Origin of the sequence: Thauera sp. 27 (genome assembly GCF_000310125.2) — a bacterium.
Classification (GTDB): domain Bacteria; phylum Pseudomonadota; class Gammaproteobacteria; order Burkholderiales; family Rhodocyclaceae; genus Thauera; species Thauera mechernichensis.
The window spans coordinates 1-15815 of the sequence record NZ_AMXB01000061.1 but is presented as its reverse complement, the minus strand read 5'-3'; the positions used below and the strand labels follow the sequence as shown (position 1 = coordinate 15815).

At 68.5% G+C, this 15815-nt stretch carries 13 protein-coding genes; 8 read left to right on the top strand and 5 right to left on the bottom strand.

Features of this window, described 5'->3' with window-relative positions; genetic code table 11:
* Positions 1-1708: exodeoxyribonuclease V subunit alpha (recD, locus tag B447_RS20385; protein WP_037983280.1), on the top strand; the 1708-nt coding region annotated here is incomplete at its 5' end.
* 7 nt (positions 1709-1715) lie between these two features.
* Here the strand turns inward: recD and modC are convergent.
* The 4 genes from modC to B447_RS20365 are packed head-to-tail and all read right to left on the bottom strand — an operon-like array spanning position 1716 to position 6584.
* Entirely contained in the window at positions 1716-2918 is a 1203-nt protein-coding gene (modC, locus tag B447_RS20380; protein WP_232431688.1) for a molybdenum ABC transporter ATP-binding protein, read from the bottom strand.
* Position 2919: 1 nt separating this feature from the next.
* Positions 2920-3609 (bottom strand): molybdate ABC transporter permease subunit, encoded by a 690-nt coding sequence (gene modB, locus B447_RS20375; protein WP_002945322.1) that lies wholly within the window; start codon positions 3607-3609, stop codon positions 2920-2922.
* Between the two features lie 18 nt (positions 3610-3627).
* Entirely contained in the window at positions 3628-4389 is a 762-nt protein-coding gene (modA, locus tag B447_RS20370) for a molybdate ABC transporter substrate-binding protein (RefSeq protein ID WP_002945319.1), read from the bottom strand.
* Positions 4386-6584, bottom strand: coding sequence for an OsmC domain/YcaO domain-containing protein (locus B447_RS20365; RefSeq protein ID WP_002945317.1), 2199 nt, complete (start codon positions 6582-6584; stop codon positions 4386-4388). Before B447_RS20365 ends, modA begins: the two co-directional genes overlap by 4 nt.
* Before the next feature lie 221 nt (positions 6585-6805).
* On the opposite strand from B447_RS20365, the gene B447_RS20360 reads away from it, so the two are divergent.
* The 5 genes from B447_RS20360 to B447_RS20340 all read left to right on the top strand — a co-directional run bounded on the left by B447_RS20360 (position 6806) and on the right by B447_RS20340 (position 11303).
* Positions 6806-7705, top strand: a complete 900-nt coding sequence (locus B447_RS20360) for an LOG family protein (protein WP_002931224.1) — start codon at positions 6806-6808, stop codon at positions 7703-7705.
* Positions 7706-7819: 114 nt separating this feature from the next.
* On the top strand, positions 7820-8833 hold the full coding sequence (locus tag B447_RS20355; protein ID WP_002931223.1) for a TRAP transporter substrate-binding protein: 1014 nt from the start codon (positions 7820-7822) through the stop codon (positions 8831-8833).
* Positions 8834-8836: 3 nt separating this feature from the next.
* Positions 8837-9364, top strand: a complete 528-nt coding sequence (locus B447_RS20350; RefSeq protein WP_002931222.1) for a TRAP transporter small permease — start codon at positions 8837-8839, stop codon at positions 9362-9364.
* Entirely contained in the window at positions 9361-10626 is a 1266-nt protein-coding gene (locus tag B447_RS20345; protein ID WP_002931221.1) for a TRAP transporter large permease, read from the top strand. Before B447_RS20350 ends, B447_RS20345 begins: the two co-directional genes overlap by 4 nt.
* Positions 10627-10712: 86 nt before the next feature.
* Positions 10713-11303, top strand: a complete 591-nt coding sequence (locus tag B447_RS20340) for an esterase/lipase family protein (protein ID WP_002945314.1) — start codon at positions 10713-10715, stop codon at positions 11301-11303.
* 20 nt (positions 11304-11323) lie between these two features.
* On the opposite strand, the gene B447_RS20335 is transcribed toward B447_RS20340, so the two are convergent.
* Positions 11324-12118, bottom strand: a complete 795-nt coding sequence (locus B447_RS20335) for a caspase family protein (protein WP_002945311.1) — start codon at positions 12116-12118, stop codon at positions 11324-11326.
* 297 nt (positions 12119-12415) lie between these two features.
* Here B447_RS20335 and B447_RS20330 point away from each other — a divergent pair, with 297 nt between their 5' ends.
* On the top strand, positions 12416-14149 hold the full coding sequence (locus B447_RS20330; protein ID WP_002945309.1) for a diguanylate cyclase: 1734 nt from the start codon (positions 12416-12418) through the stop codon (positions 14147-14149).
* A gap of 57 nt (positions 14150-14206) precedes the next feature.
* Positions 14207-15815: ATP-dependent helicase (locus tag B447_RS20325; protein ID WP_002945307.1), on the top strand; the 1609-nt coding region annotated here is incomplete at its 3' end.

The following is a 15815-nucleotide window of genomic DNA, read 5'->3' as shown; positions in this document are numbered from 1 at the left end:
GTTGGCGCGCGCCACGGCCGCCGGCCACGTCTGCGTGCCGCTGGCGGCGCTTGGCGCCTCACCGGCCCCGCCGGCCGCGGCGGACGACCTGCCCAGCCTGCGTGCGGCATTGCTCGACAGCGGCGTGGTGGCAGAGGCGCAGGTAGCGCGCACGGGGGCGTCGGCGCACCCGCTGGTGCTCGACGCCGACGGCCGCCTCTACCTGCGCCGCCACTTCGACCAGGAGCGCGCGCTCGCTGCCGCACTGCGCGCCCGTGCCGCTGCGCCATCGGCGGCGGTGGTGGACCGTACGCTGCTCGACAGCCTCTTCCCGCCGCGCGCCGACGGCCGCCCCGACCAGCAGAAGCTGGCCGTGGCGCTTGCCCTTGGCAGCCGGCTCACCGTCGTGAGCGGCGGCCCCGGCACCGGCAAGACCACCACCGTCGCCGCCCTGCTGGCCTGCCTGCTCGACACCGACCCGGCGCTGCGCATCGCGCTCGCTGCGCCCACCGGCAAGGCCGCGGCGCGCATGCTCGAGGCCTTGCGCCGGCGCGCGGATGCGCTGCCGCCCCACCTGCGCGCCTTGCTGCCGGGCGAGGCCTACACGGTTCACCGCCTGCTCGGTGTCACCCCCGAGCCTGGCCGCTTCCGCCACCACGCTGGCAACCCGCTCGCACTCGACGTGCTGGTGGTGGACGAGGCCTCGATGCTCGACCTCGCCCTTGCCGCCCGCCTGGTAGACGCCCTGCCCGCGGGGGCGCGCCTGGTGCTGCTCGGCGACAAGGACCAGCTCGCCGCGGTGGAGGCGGGCGCGGTGTTTGCCGACCTGTCGGCACAGCAGGTGTTCGGGGCCGGCCTGCGCGCGCGTTGCGCAGCGCTTGGTTTGGCGCTGGCCGAAGAGGCTCCGGCGCCGGCTGCCCCGCTGCAGGATTGTGTGGTGTGGCTCACCGAGAGCCATCGCTTTCGCGCCGACTCGGGCATCGGCCGCCTCGCTGCCGACATTCGTGCCGGCCGCGGCGAGGGGGCGCTCGAATGGCTGCGTGCCGCCGCCGACGCCGATGCGCGCTGGATCGAGGATGAAGATGAGCGCCCGGCCGCGCAGACCGTGGCCGCGATCGAGGCCGGCTATGCCGCCTTTTTTGCCGCTGTCGGGGCGTTGGGCGTGAAGGGCGGCGCACCCGAAGCCGTGTTTGCCGCCTTCGACCGCTTCCGCGTGCTGGTCGCCGTGCATGCGGGCGGGCGCGGCCTGGCAGCGCTCAATGCGCACCTCGAACGCCGCCTGCGCGCAGCGCTCGGCCTGCCGCCCGAGGCCGGTGCCGCCTCGCCCTGGTATGCCGGCCGCCCGGTGATCGTGCTGCGCAACGACTACCTGCTCGGGCTCTACAACGGCGATGTCGGCCTGTGTCTGGCGGACGACAGCGGCGAGCTCGCAGTGCATTTCCCCCAGGCCGATGGCAGCTACCGCCGCGTCGCGCCCTTGCGCCTGCCCGAGCACGCGCTCGCCTTCGCGCTTACGGTGCACAAGAGCCAGGGCTCGGAGTTCGACGAGGTGCTGATGGTGCTGCCCGCGCAGTCGGTCCGCGTGCTCAGTCGCGAGCTGCTGTACACCGGCGTCACCCGCGCCGCGCGCCGGGTCACGCTGGCCGGGCCGGGCGCGGTGTTCATCGACGCCTGTGCGCGGCCGACGCAGCGCAGCTCGGGACTGCGCGCGCGGCTGGAGGGGCGCTGAAGGCGATTCAGCCCAGCAGCGCCACCGACTTGATCAGCGCATAGACCTGCTGCCCCGGCGCGAGGCCGAGCTGCGCGACCGACCACGGTGTGACTTCGGCAAGCAGCAGCTGGCCATCGGCCATGCGGCAGGAGACCAGTGCCCGACCCGGTGCATGGGTGTCGATGCGCTCGATGGTGACGCGCAGGTGGTTCTGGATGCTGATGCGGGTGGGGTCGTCGAGGGCCAGGCTGACGTCGCGTGCCAGGATGCGCAGGCGCTGCAATCTGCGTGGCGACGGCGCGGCCGTACTGGCCGCCGGCGGCTCGGCCGAGAAGGCTTCGTCCGCCTGTCCCTCGCCGGCTACCGCAGCGCTCGCCGACAACCACAGGCGCGCGCCCTCGGGGCCGAAGGCGCGCAGGCCGTGGGCGCCGGCTGCGCCGGGCAGACCTTCGAGCACCGATACCGCGCCCGCGTCGGCGAACAGCGGCGAGTCGGCGCGTGCGAGGGCCTGGCGCAGGGTCTCGATGCGCTCGATGCGGCCGGCGTGCATGAACACTACGCGGTCGGCGAGGCGCTCGACCTCGTCGGGGGCATGGCTGACCATCACGATCGGCATGCCGGCCTCGGCCGCCAGCCGCGACAGGAAGGGCATGATTTCGCGCTTGGTCGCCGTATCCAGGGCTGACAGCGGTTCGTCGAGCAGCATCAGGCGCGGGCTGGTGAGCAGCGCGCGTCCCAGCGACACGCGCTGGCGCTGGCCGCCCGAGAGCCTGTCGATGCTGCGATCGAGCAGCTCGCCGATGTCCAGCATGTCCACCACCTCCTGCAGGTGCAGGCGGCGTTCGGCGGGCGGGGTGCGCCGATAGCCGTAGAGCAGGTTGTCGCGCACGCCCAGGTGGGGGAGCAGGCTGTGCTCCTGGAACACCAGCCCGATGCGGCGGCGGTGCAGCGGCACGAAGTGGCGCCCGTACTGCCAGAGCGCGTCGCCAAAGCGCACTTCGGCGCCTGCGGCGCGGTCGAGTCCGGCGATCACGCGCAGCAAGCTGGTCTTGCCACAGCCGGAGCGCCCGAACAGTGCGGTGACGCCGGCAAGCGGCAGTGCGGCGTCGATATCGAGGGTGAATCCGGTGCGCTGCAGGAGGGCGCGCACGGACAGCATGGCCGACGCCGGCTGCGTGCAGGGGGTTTCTGCAGGGGCAGCGGCGGGAGCAGGTGAGGTGGTGCTCATCTCAGCCCACCCTGGCGACGCGGAACCTGCGGTTGATGGCGTACACCACGAACAGGGTCAGGAAGGAGAACACCAGCAAGCCGAGCGACAGGCGGTGCGCGGCGTCGTAGTTGAGCGCTTCGGCGTGGTCGTAGATCAGCACCGACAGTACCTTGGTCTCGCCCGGGATGCTGCCGCCCAGCATCAGGATCACGCCGAATTCGCCCAGCGTGTGGGCGAAGGTGAGGGTGAAGGCGACCACGAAGCCGCCGCGGGTGAGCGGCAACACCACGGTGAGGAAGCGGTCCACCGCGTTCGCGCCCAGCGCGCTGGCCACCTCCACGGGGCGACGGCCCAGCTGGCTGAAGGCCTCGTGCAGGGGTTGCACGGCGAAGGGCATGGAATACAGCACCGAAGCCAGCAGGATGCCCTCGAAGGAGAAAGCCAGGTGGCTCAGGCCGAGGCCCTCCAGCGTGCTGCCCACGAAACCGCGCGGACCGAGCGCGACCAGCAGGTAGAAGCCGAGCACGGTGGGCGGCAGCACCAGCGGCAGCGCAACCACCGCCTGTACCGCGGTGCGCAGGTTGGAGCGCCCGGCCGCCAGCCACCAGGCGAGCGGCGTGGCGATGACGAGCAGGATGAGGGTGGTGTACAGGCAGAGCTTGAAGGTGACTTCGATTGCCTGCCAGTCCTGGGGGCCGAGTCCGAGCATGAGGCGGGAGGGAAAGGTTCAGCGTCCGGGCATCACGAAGCCGTAGCGTTCCATGATGGCGTGTGCAGCGTCGGTCTCCATGAAGGCGGCGAAGTCCATCACCGCCGCCTTGCGCGCGCCGCGGGTGGTGACCACATAGCCCTGGGTGAGCGGTGCATGCAGGGCATCGTCGATCAGGTGGTGGCGGTGCTCGGCCAACGCGGGAAATCTTGCCAAAGATAAGGCGATGATGCCCACCTCGGCGGCGCCCGACTCCACCATCTGCGCGGTGTGCGCGATGTTCTCGCCGAACACCAGCTTGGTCTGCACCGCCTCCCACACGCCGGCTGCCTGCAGCGCTTCCTGGGCACGCTGCCCGTAGGGTGCATGGGCGGGCTGGGCGATGGCGATGCGGCGGATGCGGGGGTGGGTGGGCAGGTCGGCCAGGGTCAGCACCGAGGCGTCCACGGTGTTGCTCCACAGCACGATGCGACCGAGCGCATAGACCGCTGGTTCGGTCGCGGTGAAACCCTGCGCGTGCAGGCGCTGGGGGAAGGCGATGTCGGCGGAGAAGAAGATGTCGAAGGGCGCGCCGTTGATGATCTGCGTGCTCATCTTGCCCGACGAGCCGTAGATCACTTCGACCTGATGCGCAGGATGGGCCTGGCGATAGAGTGCGATGATGTCGTCGAGCGCAAAGCGCAGGTCGGATGCCGCGGCAATGGTGAACTTTTCCGCCTGTGCCACGCCCGCGCTCGCCAGCATGACGAGCACGACCAACAGGCTTCGGAGCCACTTCATGCTGCCGCCACCGCGGCGCGCGCCGCGTGCAGCTTGCGGTAGCTGTCGATCAGGCGCTGGTGGCGGTCGAGCCCTTCGAGCTTCATGCTCGTCGGCGTCAGGCCGTGGAAGCGCACGCTACCATCCACCGAGCCCAGCACCGCATCCATGCGTGCGTCGCCGAACATGCGGCGGAAATTGGCCACGTAGTCGTCCAGTTCCAGTTCGTCGTCCAGCACCACCTCCAGCACCACGTCGAGGGCGCGGTAGAACAGCACGCGATCGACCGTGTTCTCGTTGTACTGCAGCAAGGCCTCGACGCACTCCTTCGCCTCGTCGAACTGCTGCAGGGCGAGGTGGATCAGCAGTTTCAGCTCCACAATCGTCAGCTGCCCCCACACCGTGTTCTCGTCGAACTCGATACCGATCAGCGTGATGATGTCGGTGTAGTCGTCGAGTTCGCTCTCTTCCAGGCTTTCGAGCAAGGCTTCGAGTGCGTCGTCGTCGAGGCGGTGCAGGTTCAGGATGTCGGCGCGGAAGCGCAGCGCCTTGTTGGTGTTGTCCCAGATCAGGTCTTCCACCGGATAGACCTCGGAATAGCCCGGCACGAGGATGCGGCAGGCGATGGCGCCGAGCTGGTCGTGCACCGCCATGTACGCCTCCTTGCCCAGGTCGGCGAGGATACCGAACAGGGTCGCGGCCTCGTCGGCGTTGGAATTCTCCCCATGGCCCGAGAAGTCCCACTCGACGAAGTCGTGCTCGGCCCTGGCGCTGAAGAAGCGCCACGACACCACGCCACTGGAGTCGATGAAGTGCTCGACGAAGTTGTGCGGCTCGGTGACTGCAGCGGTTTCGAAGGTGGGCGGGGGCAGGTCGTTGAGGCCTTCGAAGCTGCGCCCCTGCAGCAGTTCGGTCAGACAGCGCTCGAGCGCCACCTCCAGGCTCGGGTGGGCGCCGAACGAGGCGAACACGCCACTCGTGCGCGGGTTCATCAGGGTCACGCACATCACCGGATAGACCCCGCCCAGCGATGCATCCTTCACCAGCACGGGAAAGCCCTGCCGCTCCAGCTCCTCGATGCCGGCCATGATCCCAGGGTACTTGGCCAATACTTCCGCCGGCACGTCGGGCAGCGCGATCTCGCGCTCGATGATCTCGCGCTTCACTGCGCGCTCGAAGATCTCCGACAGGCACTGCACCTGCGCCTCGGCAAGCGTGTTGCCGGCGCTCATGCCATTGCTGAGGAAAAGGTTGTCGGTGAGATTGGTGGGGAAATACACCACTTCGCCGTCGGACTGGCGGACATAGGGCAGGGCGCAGATGCCGCGCTCGATGTTGCCCGAGTTGGTGTCGTAAAGGTGCGAGGCGCGCAGTTCGCCTTCGGGGTCGTAGATCGCCCGGCAATAGTCGTCGAGCAGGCCGGCCGGCAGCGCGTCCCTGCGGCCGGGCTTGAACCAGCGCTCGTTCGGGTAATGCACGAAGGCCGCATTGGCGATGTCTTCGCCCCAGAACTGATCGTTGTAGAAGTGGTTGAAGTTGAGCCGCTCGATGTATTCGCCCAGCGCCGAGGCGAGCGCGCTTTCCTTGGTCGCGCCCTTGCCATTGGTGAAGCACATTGGCGAGTGCGCGTCGCGGATGTGCAGCGACCACACGTTGGGCACCAGATTGCGCCACGACGCGATCTCGATCCTGATGCCCAGGTCCGCCAGCACCTTCGACATGTTGGCGATGGTCTGCTCGAGCGGCAGGTCCTTGCCGAGGATGTAGGTGTGGGCGTCCGCATCTGGCTTCAGCGTCAGCAGGGCCTGGGCATCGGCGTCCAGGTTCGCCACCTCCTCGATCACGAACTCCGGCCCGGTCTGCACCACCCGCTTGACGGTGCAGCGCTCGATCGAGCGCAGGATGCCCTGGCGGTCGGCGGCGGAGATGTCCTCGGGCAGTTCGACGAGGATCTTGAAGATCTGCTTGTAGCGGTTTTCCGGATCGACGATGTTGTTCTGCGACAGGCGGATGTTGTCGGTGGGGATGTTGCGCGTCTCGCAGTACAGCTTCACGAAGTAGGCCGCACACAAGGCTGACGACGCCAGGAAGTAGTCGAAGGGGCCGGGCGCCGAGCCGTCGCCCTTGTAGCGGATCGGCTGGTCGGCGATGACCGTGAAGTCGTCGAACCTGGCCTCCAGGCGGAGCTTGTCGAGAAAGTTGACCTTGATTTCCATGGGGGAGCCCTGCAGCGGCGCGCAAAAACGAAATGGCCGTCATTATCGCGGGTTTCCCCAGGATAGGGACTGCGGGAGCGCGTCGGGACCGAGGTGGCCTGCTCGATGGGCTCTGCCGCCGCCCGGGTTGCGGCGCTGCGCTCGGGTGAATTGCCCAGCTCGATGGCGCGCGCCCCTTGCCCGGTGCGAAGATGGCGGTCCCTCCACACCAGGATCGCCACATGACCGACAAGTCGCCCATCCGTGCCCGCAACTTTCCGTCCGCAGAGGACGAGGCGCGTGCCGTCCAGCCGCATGGCCGCTACGACGGCCCCGGCAGCGCCTTCCGCATGGCCTTCACCGACACCGAGTTCCTGCTGCGCGACGAGCTGCGCCCGGTGCGCCTTCAGCTCGAACTGCTCAAGGCCGAGCTGATCCAGCAGGAGCAGGGCGTGGAGTCGAGCGTCGTGGTGTTCGGCAGCGCGCGCTTCAAGGCGCCGGACGTGGCGGCGAAGCTGCTGGAGGAAGCCCTGGCGGGCGGCGACGAGGCTGCGATCGGGCGCGCTCGGCAGATGGTGAAGAATGCGCGCTGGTACGAGGAGGCGCGCCGTTTCGGGGAGCTGGTCACGCGTGAGCCTGACGCGCTCGGCGAGCCGGTGATCGTCGCTACCGGCGGCGGGCCGGGGATCATGGAGGCGGGCAATCGCGGCGCCTTCGAGGCCGGTGGGCGCAGCATGGGGATGAGCATCTTCCTGCCCTTCGAGGAGGCGCCCAACCCCTACATCTCGCCCGAGCTGTGCTTCCAGTTCCACTACTTCGCCATCCGCAAGATGCACTTCCTGATGCGCGCTGTGGCGCTGGTGAGCTTTCCCGGCGGTTTCGGCACGCTGGACGAGCTCTTCGAGGTGCTGACGCTGACGCAGACGCGCAAGATCCGCCGCCGCCCGATCATCCTCATCGGCCGCGACTTCTGGCAGCGCCTGCTCGATTTCGACGTCCTGATCGAGCACGGTGTGATCAGCCCCGAGGACGTCGGCCTGTTCCACTACGCCGAGACCGCAGAGGAGGCCTGGGATGCGATCAAGGCGGCCTACAGCGGCGATAATCCCGGGCTGACGGCGCGCCAGGTGAAGGGCGGCTGATGCGCGTCTGGCGCGGCGCACGGCTGCTGCGCTCCGGAGGCTTCGTGGTATTTTGGTCGGCCGCCACGCGCTGAGCGGGAAGCAACCCCGAAACACTAGAAGGAGAACAATTGCATGAAGAACAAGATTTTCGGAAGCCTTGCGGCATTCGGGTTGTCGGCTGGCGTCCTGTTCGGCGCCCCCCAGGCCGCGGCATCGCCCGAGGCCTTTGCCGGCATGAAGCCGGCCACCATCAAGCTCGCGCACGTGGTGAACGAGCGTGACAGCTTCCATCTGTCGGCCGTGCGCTTCAAGGAGATCGTCGAGGAGCGCAGCGGCGGCAAGCTCAGCGTCGAGCTGTTCCCGAATGCCGTGCTGGGCGATGAGCGCACCCTGCTCGAAGGCATGCAGATGGGCACGGTCGACATGGGCGTGATCACCAACGGGCCGGTCGCCAACTTCGTCGAACAGATGGCGGTGTTCGAACTGCCCTTCCTGTTCCCGACGCCCGAGGCCGCCTACAAGGTGCTCGATGGCGAGATCGGCCAGGAGCTGCTTGGCCGGCTCGAGCGCGTCAACCTCAAGGGCCTGGCATATGCCGAGCGTGGCTTCCGCAACCTCACCAACAGCCGCCGTGCGGTGCATGGCCCGGCCGACGTGCAGGGCATGAAGATCCGCGTGATGGAGAACCCGGTGTACATCGACACCTTCCGTGCGCTGGGTGCCAACGCCGTGCCGATGGCTTGGACCGAGGCGCTGACGGCGATGCAGCAGGGCACGATCGACGGCCAGGAGAACCCGGTCAATGTCATCCACTCGTTCAAGCTCTCCGAGACGCAGAAGCACATGTCGCTGACGCGCCATACCTACGCGCCGGCCATCTTCGTGATGGGCCTCGACCGCTTCAAGCGCCTGCCCGAGCCGGCCCAGGCGCTGGTCAAGAGTGCCGCCCAGGAAGCGGCCGAGCATGGCCGCCGCATGAACGCCGAGATGCAGGCTGCGCAACTGGCCGAGCTGCGCGCCGCGGGCATGCAGATCGATGAGTCGCCCGACGTCGCTGCCTTCCAGAAGGCGATCGAGTCGGTGTACGCGAAGTACGAGTCACGCTTCGGCGACTACCTGCCGCGTATCCGGGCTGCCCTGCAGTAAGCCGTGTTCGGCCATCTCAAACGCACCGAAAAGCTGATCGACGCGATCGTCCAGCGAGCCGCCTTCGTGGCGCTCGCCGGGATGATCGCGGTGATCACGCTGCAGATCGTCTCGCGCGTGTTCTTCAATGCGGTGAGCTGGTCCGAGGAGTTGGCGCGCTACCTGCTCGTGTGGACCAGTTTTCTCGGCGCGGCGATGGCCTGGCAGCGCGGGCGCCACATCGCCGTCGACTTCGTGGTCAATGCGCTACCGGGGCCGCTGCGCCTGGCAGTGAAGGCGCTGGCCATCGTGGTGGCGATCGGCTTCTTCGCGCTGATCATCTTCTACGGGCTGCGCTTCATGCAGATGCAGAGCTTCCAGGTGTCGGCCTCGCTGCGCATCCCGATCCGCTATGTGTTCTCGATCATCCCAGTGTGCGCGCTGCTGATGCTGTACTACTCGCTGCTCGACCTGGCCGAGCTCTTTTCCGCGTCGGCCCGTCGCGAGGCCGAGGCCATCGAGGCGGGCACGCGCGCAGGTGAGGCGCCATGACGCTGGTGCTGTTCGGCCTGTTCTTCCTGTTCCTGCTCGCAGGTGTCCCGGTGGCGGTGACGATCGGCGCCAGCACGGCCGTGGCGCTGTTCGTCGACGATGTTCCCCTGATGCTGGCGGCGCAGCGCATGTTCGCCGGCATCGATTCCTTCGCGCTGATCGCCGTTCCCTTCTTCATCCTGGCCGGTGACCTGATGGCGCAGGGCAAGGTGAGCGAGAAGCTGGTGGCGCTCGCCGACGCCGTGCTCGGCTTCCTCAAGGGCGGGCTGTCGGTGGTGTCGGTGCTCGCGGGCATGTTCTTCGCCGCCATTTCCGGCTCGGGTGCGGCGACCACGGCGGCGGTGGCCTCGAGCATGGTGCCGGAGCTCAGGCGCAAGGGCTACGACGCCTCGTCCGCGGCGGCCCTGATCGCCGCCAGCGGCACCATCGGCGTGGTCATCCCGCCTTCGGTGCCGATGATCATCTACGCGGTCATCGCCGCGCAGTCGGTATCGGCGCTGTTCATCAGCGGCTTCCTGCCCGGCGTGGCGATGGGCGTGGGCCTGATGGCGATCGCGGTTCACCAGGCTTACCGGCGCAACTACCCCAAGGGTGCGCCGTTCTCGGCGGCGACCATCTGGCGCACCTTCAAGGGGGCGATCTGGGGCCTGCTGACGCCGGTGATCATCCTCGGCGGGATCTTCTCGGGGGCATTCACGCCGAGCGAGGCTGCGGTGGTGGCGGTCAACTACGCGCTGCTGGTGTCGCTGTTCGTGTATCGAGACCTCGGCTTTCGCGACGTTTATCGCATCATGCTGCGCTCGGTGATCACGACCGGGGTCATCATGTTCGTGATCTCCACCTCCGCCATCCTGAGCTGGGCGATGGCCAACTGGCAGATCCCGGGGACGATCGCGCAGTGGGTGCTGTCGATCTCCGACAACGTGTATGTCGTGCTGCTGTTGATCATGCTGCTCATCCTGCTCACCGGGGTGTTCATCGAGACCGCCGCGGCGCTGATCATCCTCACTCCGGTGTTCCTGCCGCTGGTGACCCTGCTGGGCATCGATCTGGTGCATTTCGGCCTGATCATCGTCGTCGGCCTGGCGATCGGCATGGTGACCCCGCCGGTAGCGATCAACCTGTACGTGGCCTCGTCGGTGACCGAGCAGCCGCTCGAGCGTATCAGCCGCGCGGTGCTGCCCTACCTGGGCGCGCTGCTGGTGGTGTTTGCGCTGGTCGTCTACCTGCCGGTATTGCTCGGCTACTCTGGCGCGCGGTGAGCCTCGCGCGGCCCGGCCTTCCGGGAATCCTCTTCGTCCATGGCTTGTGGATGCATGGCTGGGTGTTCGGGTTGCAGCGGCGGCGAGTGGCATCCCTGGGGTGGTCGAGTCGCAGCTACTCCTACCCCTCTCTGCGCGCCGCGCTGGATGAGGTCGCCGACGGCCTCGCGGCTGCGATCGCGAGCGCGGGCGAGCGCCCGCTGCATGTGGTGGGGCATAGCCTGGGCGGCTGCGTCGTGCTGCACATGCTCGCCCGCCACCGTCCCGCTGCACTTGGGAGGGTGGTGGTGCTGGGCTCGCCGCTCTGCGGTTCCGCGTCGGCGCGGGTGATCCTCCGGGTACCGCTGCTTCGTCACGCGCTCGGGCGAGCACTGCCTGCCTGGCTGGAGCAGCCGCTGCCTTGCATCGAGCCTCATCGCGAGGTCGGCGTCATCGCCGGCGACCGCCCGATCGGGCTTGGTCGCCTGGTGCCGGGCATGGCGCAGCCCAACGACGGCATGGTGACAGTGGCCGAGACGCGCTGGCCGGGGGCGCGCGATCACATCGTTCTGCCCGTCACCCACATGCAGATGCTGTGGTCGTCCGCATGCCTGCGCCAGACGCTCCACTTTCTCGATCACGGGCTCTTCGAGCGCCCCGCCGCGGCACCCGGAGCGCCGGGTGCCGCGCACCGCTGAGCGGCAGCGCGGCGCGTCGTTCAGGTGAAGATCGGCATCTTCCGAACCGTGCGCGTGCCGGCGATCTGAGGTTCCTGCGGCAGTCGCGTCGACGGCAGGTACTTGCGGATGGCGGCATGCCACTGCTCATAGTTGCCCGGTTTCTGTTCGCGCAGGGTCTTGAGCGCGTAGAAGGTGAAGGCGCCGTTGGGGCGGCCGCCGAAGCTGGTGTCCCAACTGAACTCTTCGTCGCGGCAACCGGCCAGCAGCAGGTCGCCGCCGGCGCGGCGCATGCCGCCGATGAGGGTGAGCGCTGAAGCGCGTGGTGCTTGCGGCAGGTCGGCAGCCTTCATCCATACTTCGGGAGGCATGAAGCGCGGGCGCGGGCCGCCGGCGTCGAGCGCGCTGTCGTCGCCACGGTGCACCGAGCCAGAATGGCAGCTGTCGGCGATCAGGACGAGGCGTACGCCGGCAGCGCGGCGCTCGAAGAGCGCGCGCAGGTCGTCGTCGAGCAGCGGGCCGGCGGTGCCGATGTCGTAGGGGCAGAGGCCTTCATCGCGGCCATCGGGTTCGTCGCCGTCTTCGTCCTCCACCCAGGTGCCGTGGCCGGAATAGGTCAGGACCACGGTGTCTCCACTGCGGGCCGCGGCGACGAGGGTCTCGATGGCACCGTGCATTGCAGCGCGAGTGGCCTGAGCGTCGAGCAGGGTGCTCACGGTGAAGCCGCGCGCCTGCAGCATGGCACCCCAGTCATGGGCGTCGTTGACGCAGCCGGAGAGGTCGCTGTCGGTGCCGGGATAGTCGTTGATGCCGATGCAGAGTGCGCGCCGTGCCATGAGCCTATCCTCCGGAAAGGCGGGGCGCGCTGCCGCAGGAGCGCGGTCAGGCCGCTTTGTTCCCCGGTTCCAGCATAGAGTGCGGGTGCCGCTTGTGCCAGTTGCTTTGGGTACAGGCGTGATGCGCTGCGACAGAGGTGCGGATTCGTGTGCGCCCGTCCTAGAATGAGCGTATCGGCGCCCCCATACGCCATGCGAGCCCACACTGATGCCTTGCCGACGTCCGTCGATCCTGTTGCAGCGCAGCGCCCATGCGCCGGCTGCGTTCGCACACGGCCTGCGGTCGGAGCATGGCGCATGATGGCGCTCCGTATCCGCGAGCTGGCGCTGATCGTGCTGGCGGCGCTGTTGTTGCTGTGCGGTGCCGCGCCGGTACGCGCGGAGGTGGAGGCTACGGCGGCTGGCATCGTCCTTGACGAGCCAGGCTCGGCTTACCTCGGGCGCGCCAGCTCAATGATGGTCGAGCTCGGTGGCACGCTGGAAGCCGAGCGCGCGCTCGCCCTCCAGCGCGCCGGGCGTTTCAGCCCGGTGGGTGAGGACGTGCCCAAGTTCGGCATCGGCTCGCCGGCGGTCTGGCTGCACCTGCGGGTGGATAGCCGCTATACCGAGGCGCAAGCGCGCCGCGTGCTTGTAGGTACTTCGTGGATCGACCGCATCGACTTGTTCGTGGTTCGCGACGGCCAGGTGGTCGGCCGCATGCAGGCAGGCGACGGTGGGCCGGGATTGCGCGCGGCCAAAGGCAACCTGGGTTTTGTCTTCGAGCACGTCTTCGAACCGGGCGTCACCGAATTGCTGGTCCGTGCCGAGACGCCCGACCCGCTCGTGTTGCCGCTGCGGGTGTTCGACGACGAGTGCTACCAGTTCGCGATGCGGGTGCACGACTTCACCTATGGGCTGCTGTACGGCTTCCTGCTCGCCCTGATCGCCTACAACGCCATGCTGTACGCCGGCCTGCGCGACCGCGCGCATCGTGACTACGTGCTCTACCTCGGCTGTTTCGTGCTACTGAGCATGGGCTACGCAGGGCACGGCTACAACTGGCTGTGGCCGGGGATGTACGGCGTGCAGCGCTACATCATCCTGGTGCTGATGGTGGTGCTGGGCTATCTCGGACTGCGTTTCGCGTCCAGCTCCCTGGGCCTGGCCGTGGCCGCGCCCCGTGCGCATCGGCTGGCCCATGGCTTCGGCGTGGCGGGCATGGTGGCGATCGGCACCTGTGTGGTGCTCGACCAGCAGGCGGCAGCGGCCATCGTTGCCTTCGTCTTCGTGCTGCTGTTCTCGGTGGCCATGGTGTGGCTGGGTTTCTCGCGCCTCGATGGCGATCGCATTGCCGCAGGCTACTTCCTGGCGGGCGCGCTGGCGGCGATGGCAGGGGCGGCGACCACCTCGCTTGCGGTGTGGAACGGGCTGCCGTACTCGAACTGGACCTTTCATGCCGCGGAGGTGGGCATCGCCATCGATGGTGCGATCCTGTCGCTTGCACTCGCCTACCGGGTGCGTCGCATCCGCCGCGAGCGCCTGCAGGCAGAGCAGCTTTCGAGCCTCGATCCGCTCACCGGACTGCGCAACCGCCGCGCCTTCGCAGTGCTGGGCGAGAGCGCATGGAGTACGGCAGTCCGCCGCCAACGACCACTGTCGGCGGTGGTGCTCGACCTCGATCACTTCAAGTTGATCAATGATGTGCGCGGTCATGCGGCGGGTGATGCTGCGCTCAAGGCCGTGGCCGGCGTGATCGAACGCAACTGCCGGGCGGCCGACGTCGCCGCGCGTTGGGGCGGGGAGGAGTTCGTGGTGCTTCTGCCCGAGACCACGGCGGTCCAGGCGGGGGTGCTGGCCGAGCGCCTGCTGCACGACATCCGCGGCCTGGATCTGACGCTCGATGGCGGCGCGCTGAGCTTGAGCGCGAGCATCGGCGTGGCCGAGCGCACGACTCAGCCCGATCTCGAAGCCCTTGTCCGCGAAGCGGATCAGGCCATGTACGCCGCCAAGCAGGGGGGGCGGGACAGGGTGGTGCTGGCGCTACCGGCCTGAAGCGGGAGGCTGCACAGCGGCTATCGCATGCGGGATGGACTGAATACAATTACAGCCATGTACGCCCCCCCGTCTCCCGAATCACCCGTTTCCGCCACGTCTTCGCCGCTGGACGCGCTCAACCTGGCGCAGCGCGAGGCGGTCTGCCATGCCGGTGCCAGCGGGCCGGCCGCTCCGCTGCTGGTGATTGCTGGCGCCGGTTCGGGCAAGACCAATACCCTGGCCCACCGTGTGGCGCACCTGATCGAGAACGGTGCCGATCCCGCACGCATCCTGTTGCTCACCTTTTCGCGCCGCGCCGCGGACGAGATGGGGCGGCGGGTGCGGCGCATCCTGGCCCAGGCCTCTGCCGGCCGGCCCGGCCTGGCACAGGCCGAGCTGCGCTGGTCCGGTACCTTCCACGCCATTGGCGCACGCCTGCTGCGCGACTACGCCGGCCGCATCGGGCTCGACCCCGGCTTCACCATCCACGACCGCGAGGACTCGGCGGACCTGATGAACCTGGTGCGCCACGAGGCGGGGCTGTCGACCACCCGGCAGCGCTTTCCGCAGAAGGGCACCTGCCTGGCGATCTATTCGGCGGTGGTCAATACCCGCGCGCCGCTGGCCGAGGTGCTGCAGGCGAGCTTCCCATGGTGTGCGGAGTGGGAGGACGAGCTCAAACGCCTGTTCCGGGCCTACGTCGAGGCCAAGCAGGCGCAACAGGTGCTCGATTACGACGATCTGCTGCTGTACTGGGCGCAGATGGTGGCCGAGCCGGCGCTCGGGGCCGAGATCGGCGGCCTGTTCGACCATGTGCTGGTCGACGAGTACCAGGACACCAACCACCTGCAGGCGGCGATTCTGATGGCGATGAAGCCCGATGGGCGTGGCCTGACCGTGGTCGGTGACGACGCGCAGTCCATCTACGCCTTCCGTGGCGCGACGGTGCGCAACATCCTCGACTTTCCGGCCGCCTTCGATCCGCCGGCGCACGTGGTGACGCTGGAGCAGAACTACCGTTCCACCAGGCCAATACTGGAGGCGGCCAACGCGGTGATCGCGCTCGCCGCCGAGCGCTTCACCAAGAACCTGTGGTCGGAGCGCGAGTCCGCCCAGCGCCCACGCATCGTGGCAGTCAAGGACGACGCCGACCAGGCGGCCTTCGTCGTCGATGGCGTGCTGGCGCGGCGCGAGGAGGGGCTCAAGCTCAAGCAGCAGGCGGTGCTGTTCCGCGCTTCGGCGCACAGCGCGCGGCTGGAAATGGAGCTCACCCGGCGCAACGTGCCCTTCGTGAAGTTCGGTGGGCTCAAGTTCCTCGAGGCCGCCCACGTCAAGGACGTGCTTGCCGTGCTGCGCTGGGCCGAGAATCCGCGCGACCGCGTTTCGGGTTTTCGCGCCATCCAGCTGCTTGCCGGTGTCGGGCCCAAGACCGCCGGCCGCGTGCTCGACAATGTGTGTGCCGCTCCCGAGGGCTGCGCGCTGCTTGCCGAGCAGCCCGTGCCGGAGGCCGCGCGCGCCGGCTGGCTGGAATTTGCCGTGCTGATCGATTGCCTCGCAGGCAGAATGCCGCCCTCCGAATCTGCCGCCGCCGCTGTGGGAGCGGCGCGAGCCGCGAGCCTTTCGGCAACGCCGCCAGACCACACCGCCTTCGACCCCTCGCGGCTTGCGCCGCTCCTACGGGGGC

Excerpts from the sequence above, each read along its gene's own strand:
- B447_RS20365 (WP_002945317.1), bottom strand. The coding sequence starts at position 6,584 with ATGGAAATCAAGGTCAACTTTCTCGACAAGCTCCGCCTGGAGGCCAGG.
- modB (WP_002945322.1), bottom strand. The coding sequence starts at position 3,609 with ATGCTCGGACTCGGCCCCCAGGACTGGCAGGCAATCGAAGTCACCTTC.
- B447_RS20355 (WP_002931223.1), top strand. The coding sequence starts at position 7,820 with ATGAAGAACAAGATTTTCGGAAGCCTTGCGGCATTCGGGTTGTCGGCT.
- B447_RS20360 (WP_002931224.1), top strand. The coding sequence starts at position 6,806 with ATGACCGACAAGTCGCCCATCCGTGCCCGCAACTTTCCGTCCGCAGAG.
- modC (WP_232431688.1), bottom strand. The coding sequence starts at position 2,918 with ATGAGCACCACCTCACCTGCTCCCGCCGCTGCCCCTGCAGAAACCCCC.
- modA (WP_002945319.1), bottom strand. The coding sequence starts at position 4,389 with ATGAAGTGGCTCCGAAGCCTGTTGGTCGTGCTCGTCATGCTGGCGAGC.
- B447_RS20335 (WP_002945311.1), bottom strand. The coding sequence starts at position 12,118 with ATGGCACGGCGCGCACTCTGCATCGGCATCAACGACTATCCCGGCACC.
- B447_RS20345 (WP_002931221.1), top strand. The coding sequence starts at position 9,361 with ATGACGCTGGTGCTGTTCGGCCTGTTCTTCCTGTTCCTGCTCGCAGGT.
- B447_RS20330 (WP_002945309.1), top strand. The coding sequence starts at position 12,416 with ATGATGGCGCTCCGTATCCGCGAGCTGGCGCTGATCGTGCTGGCGGCG.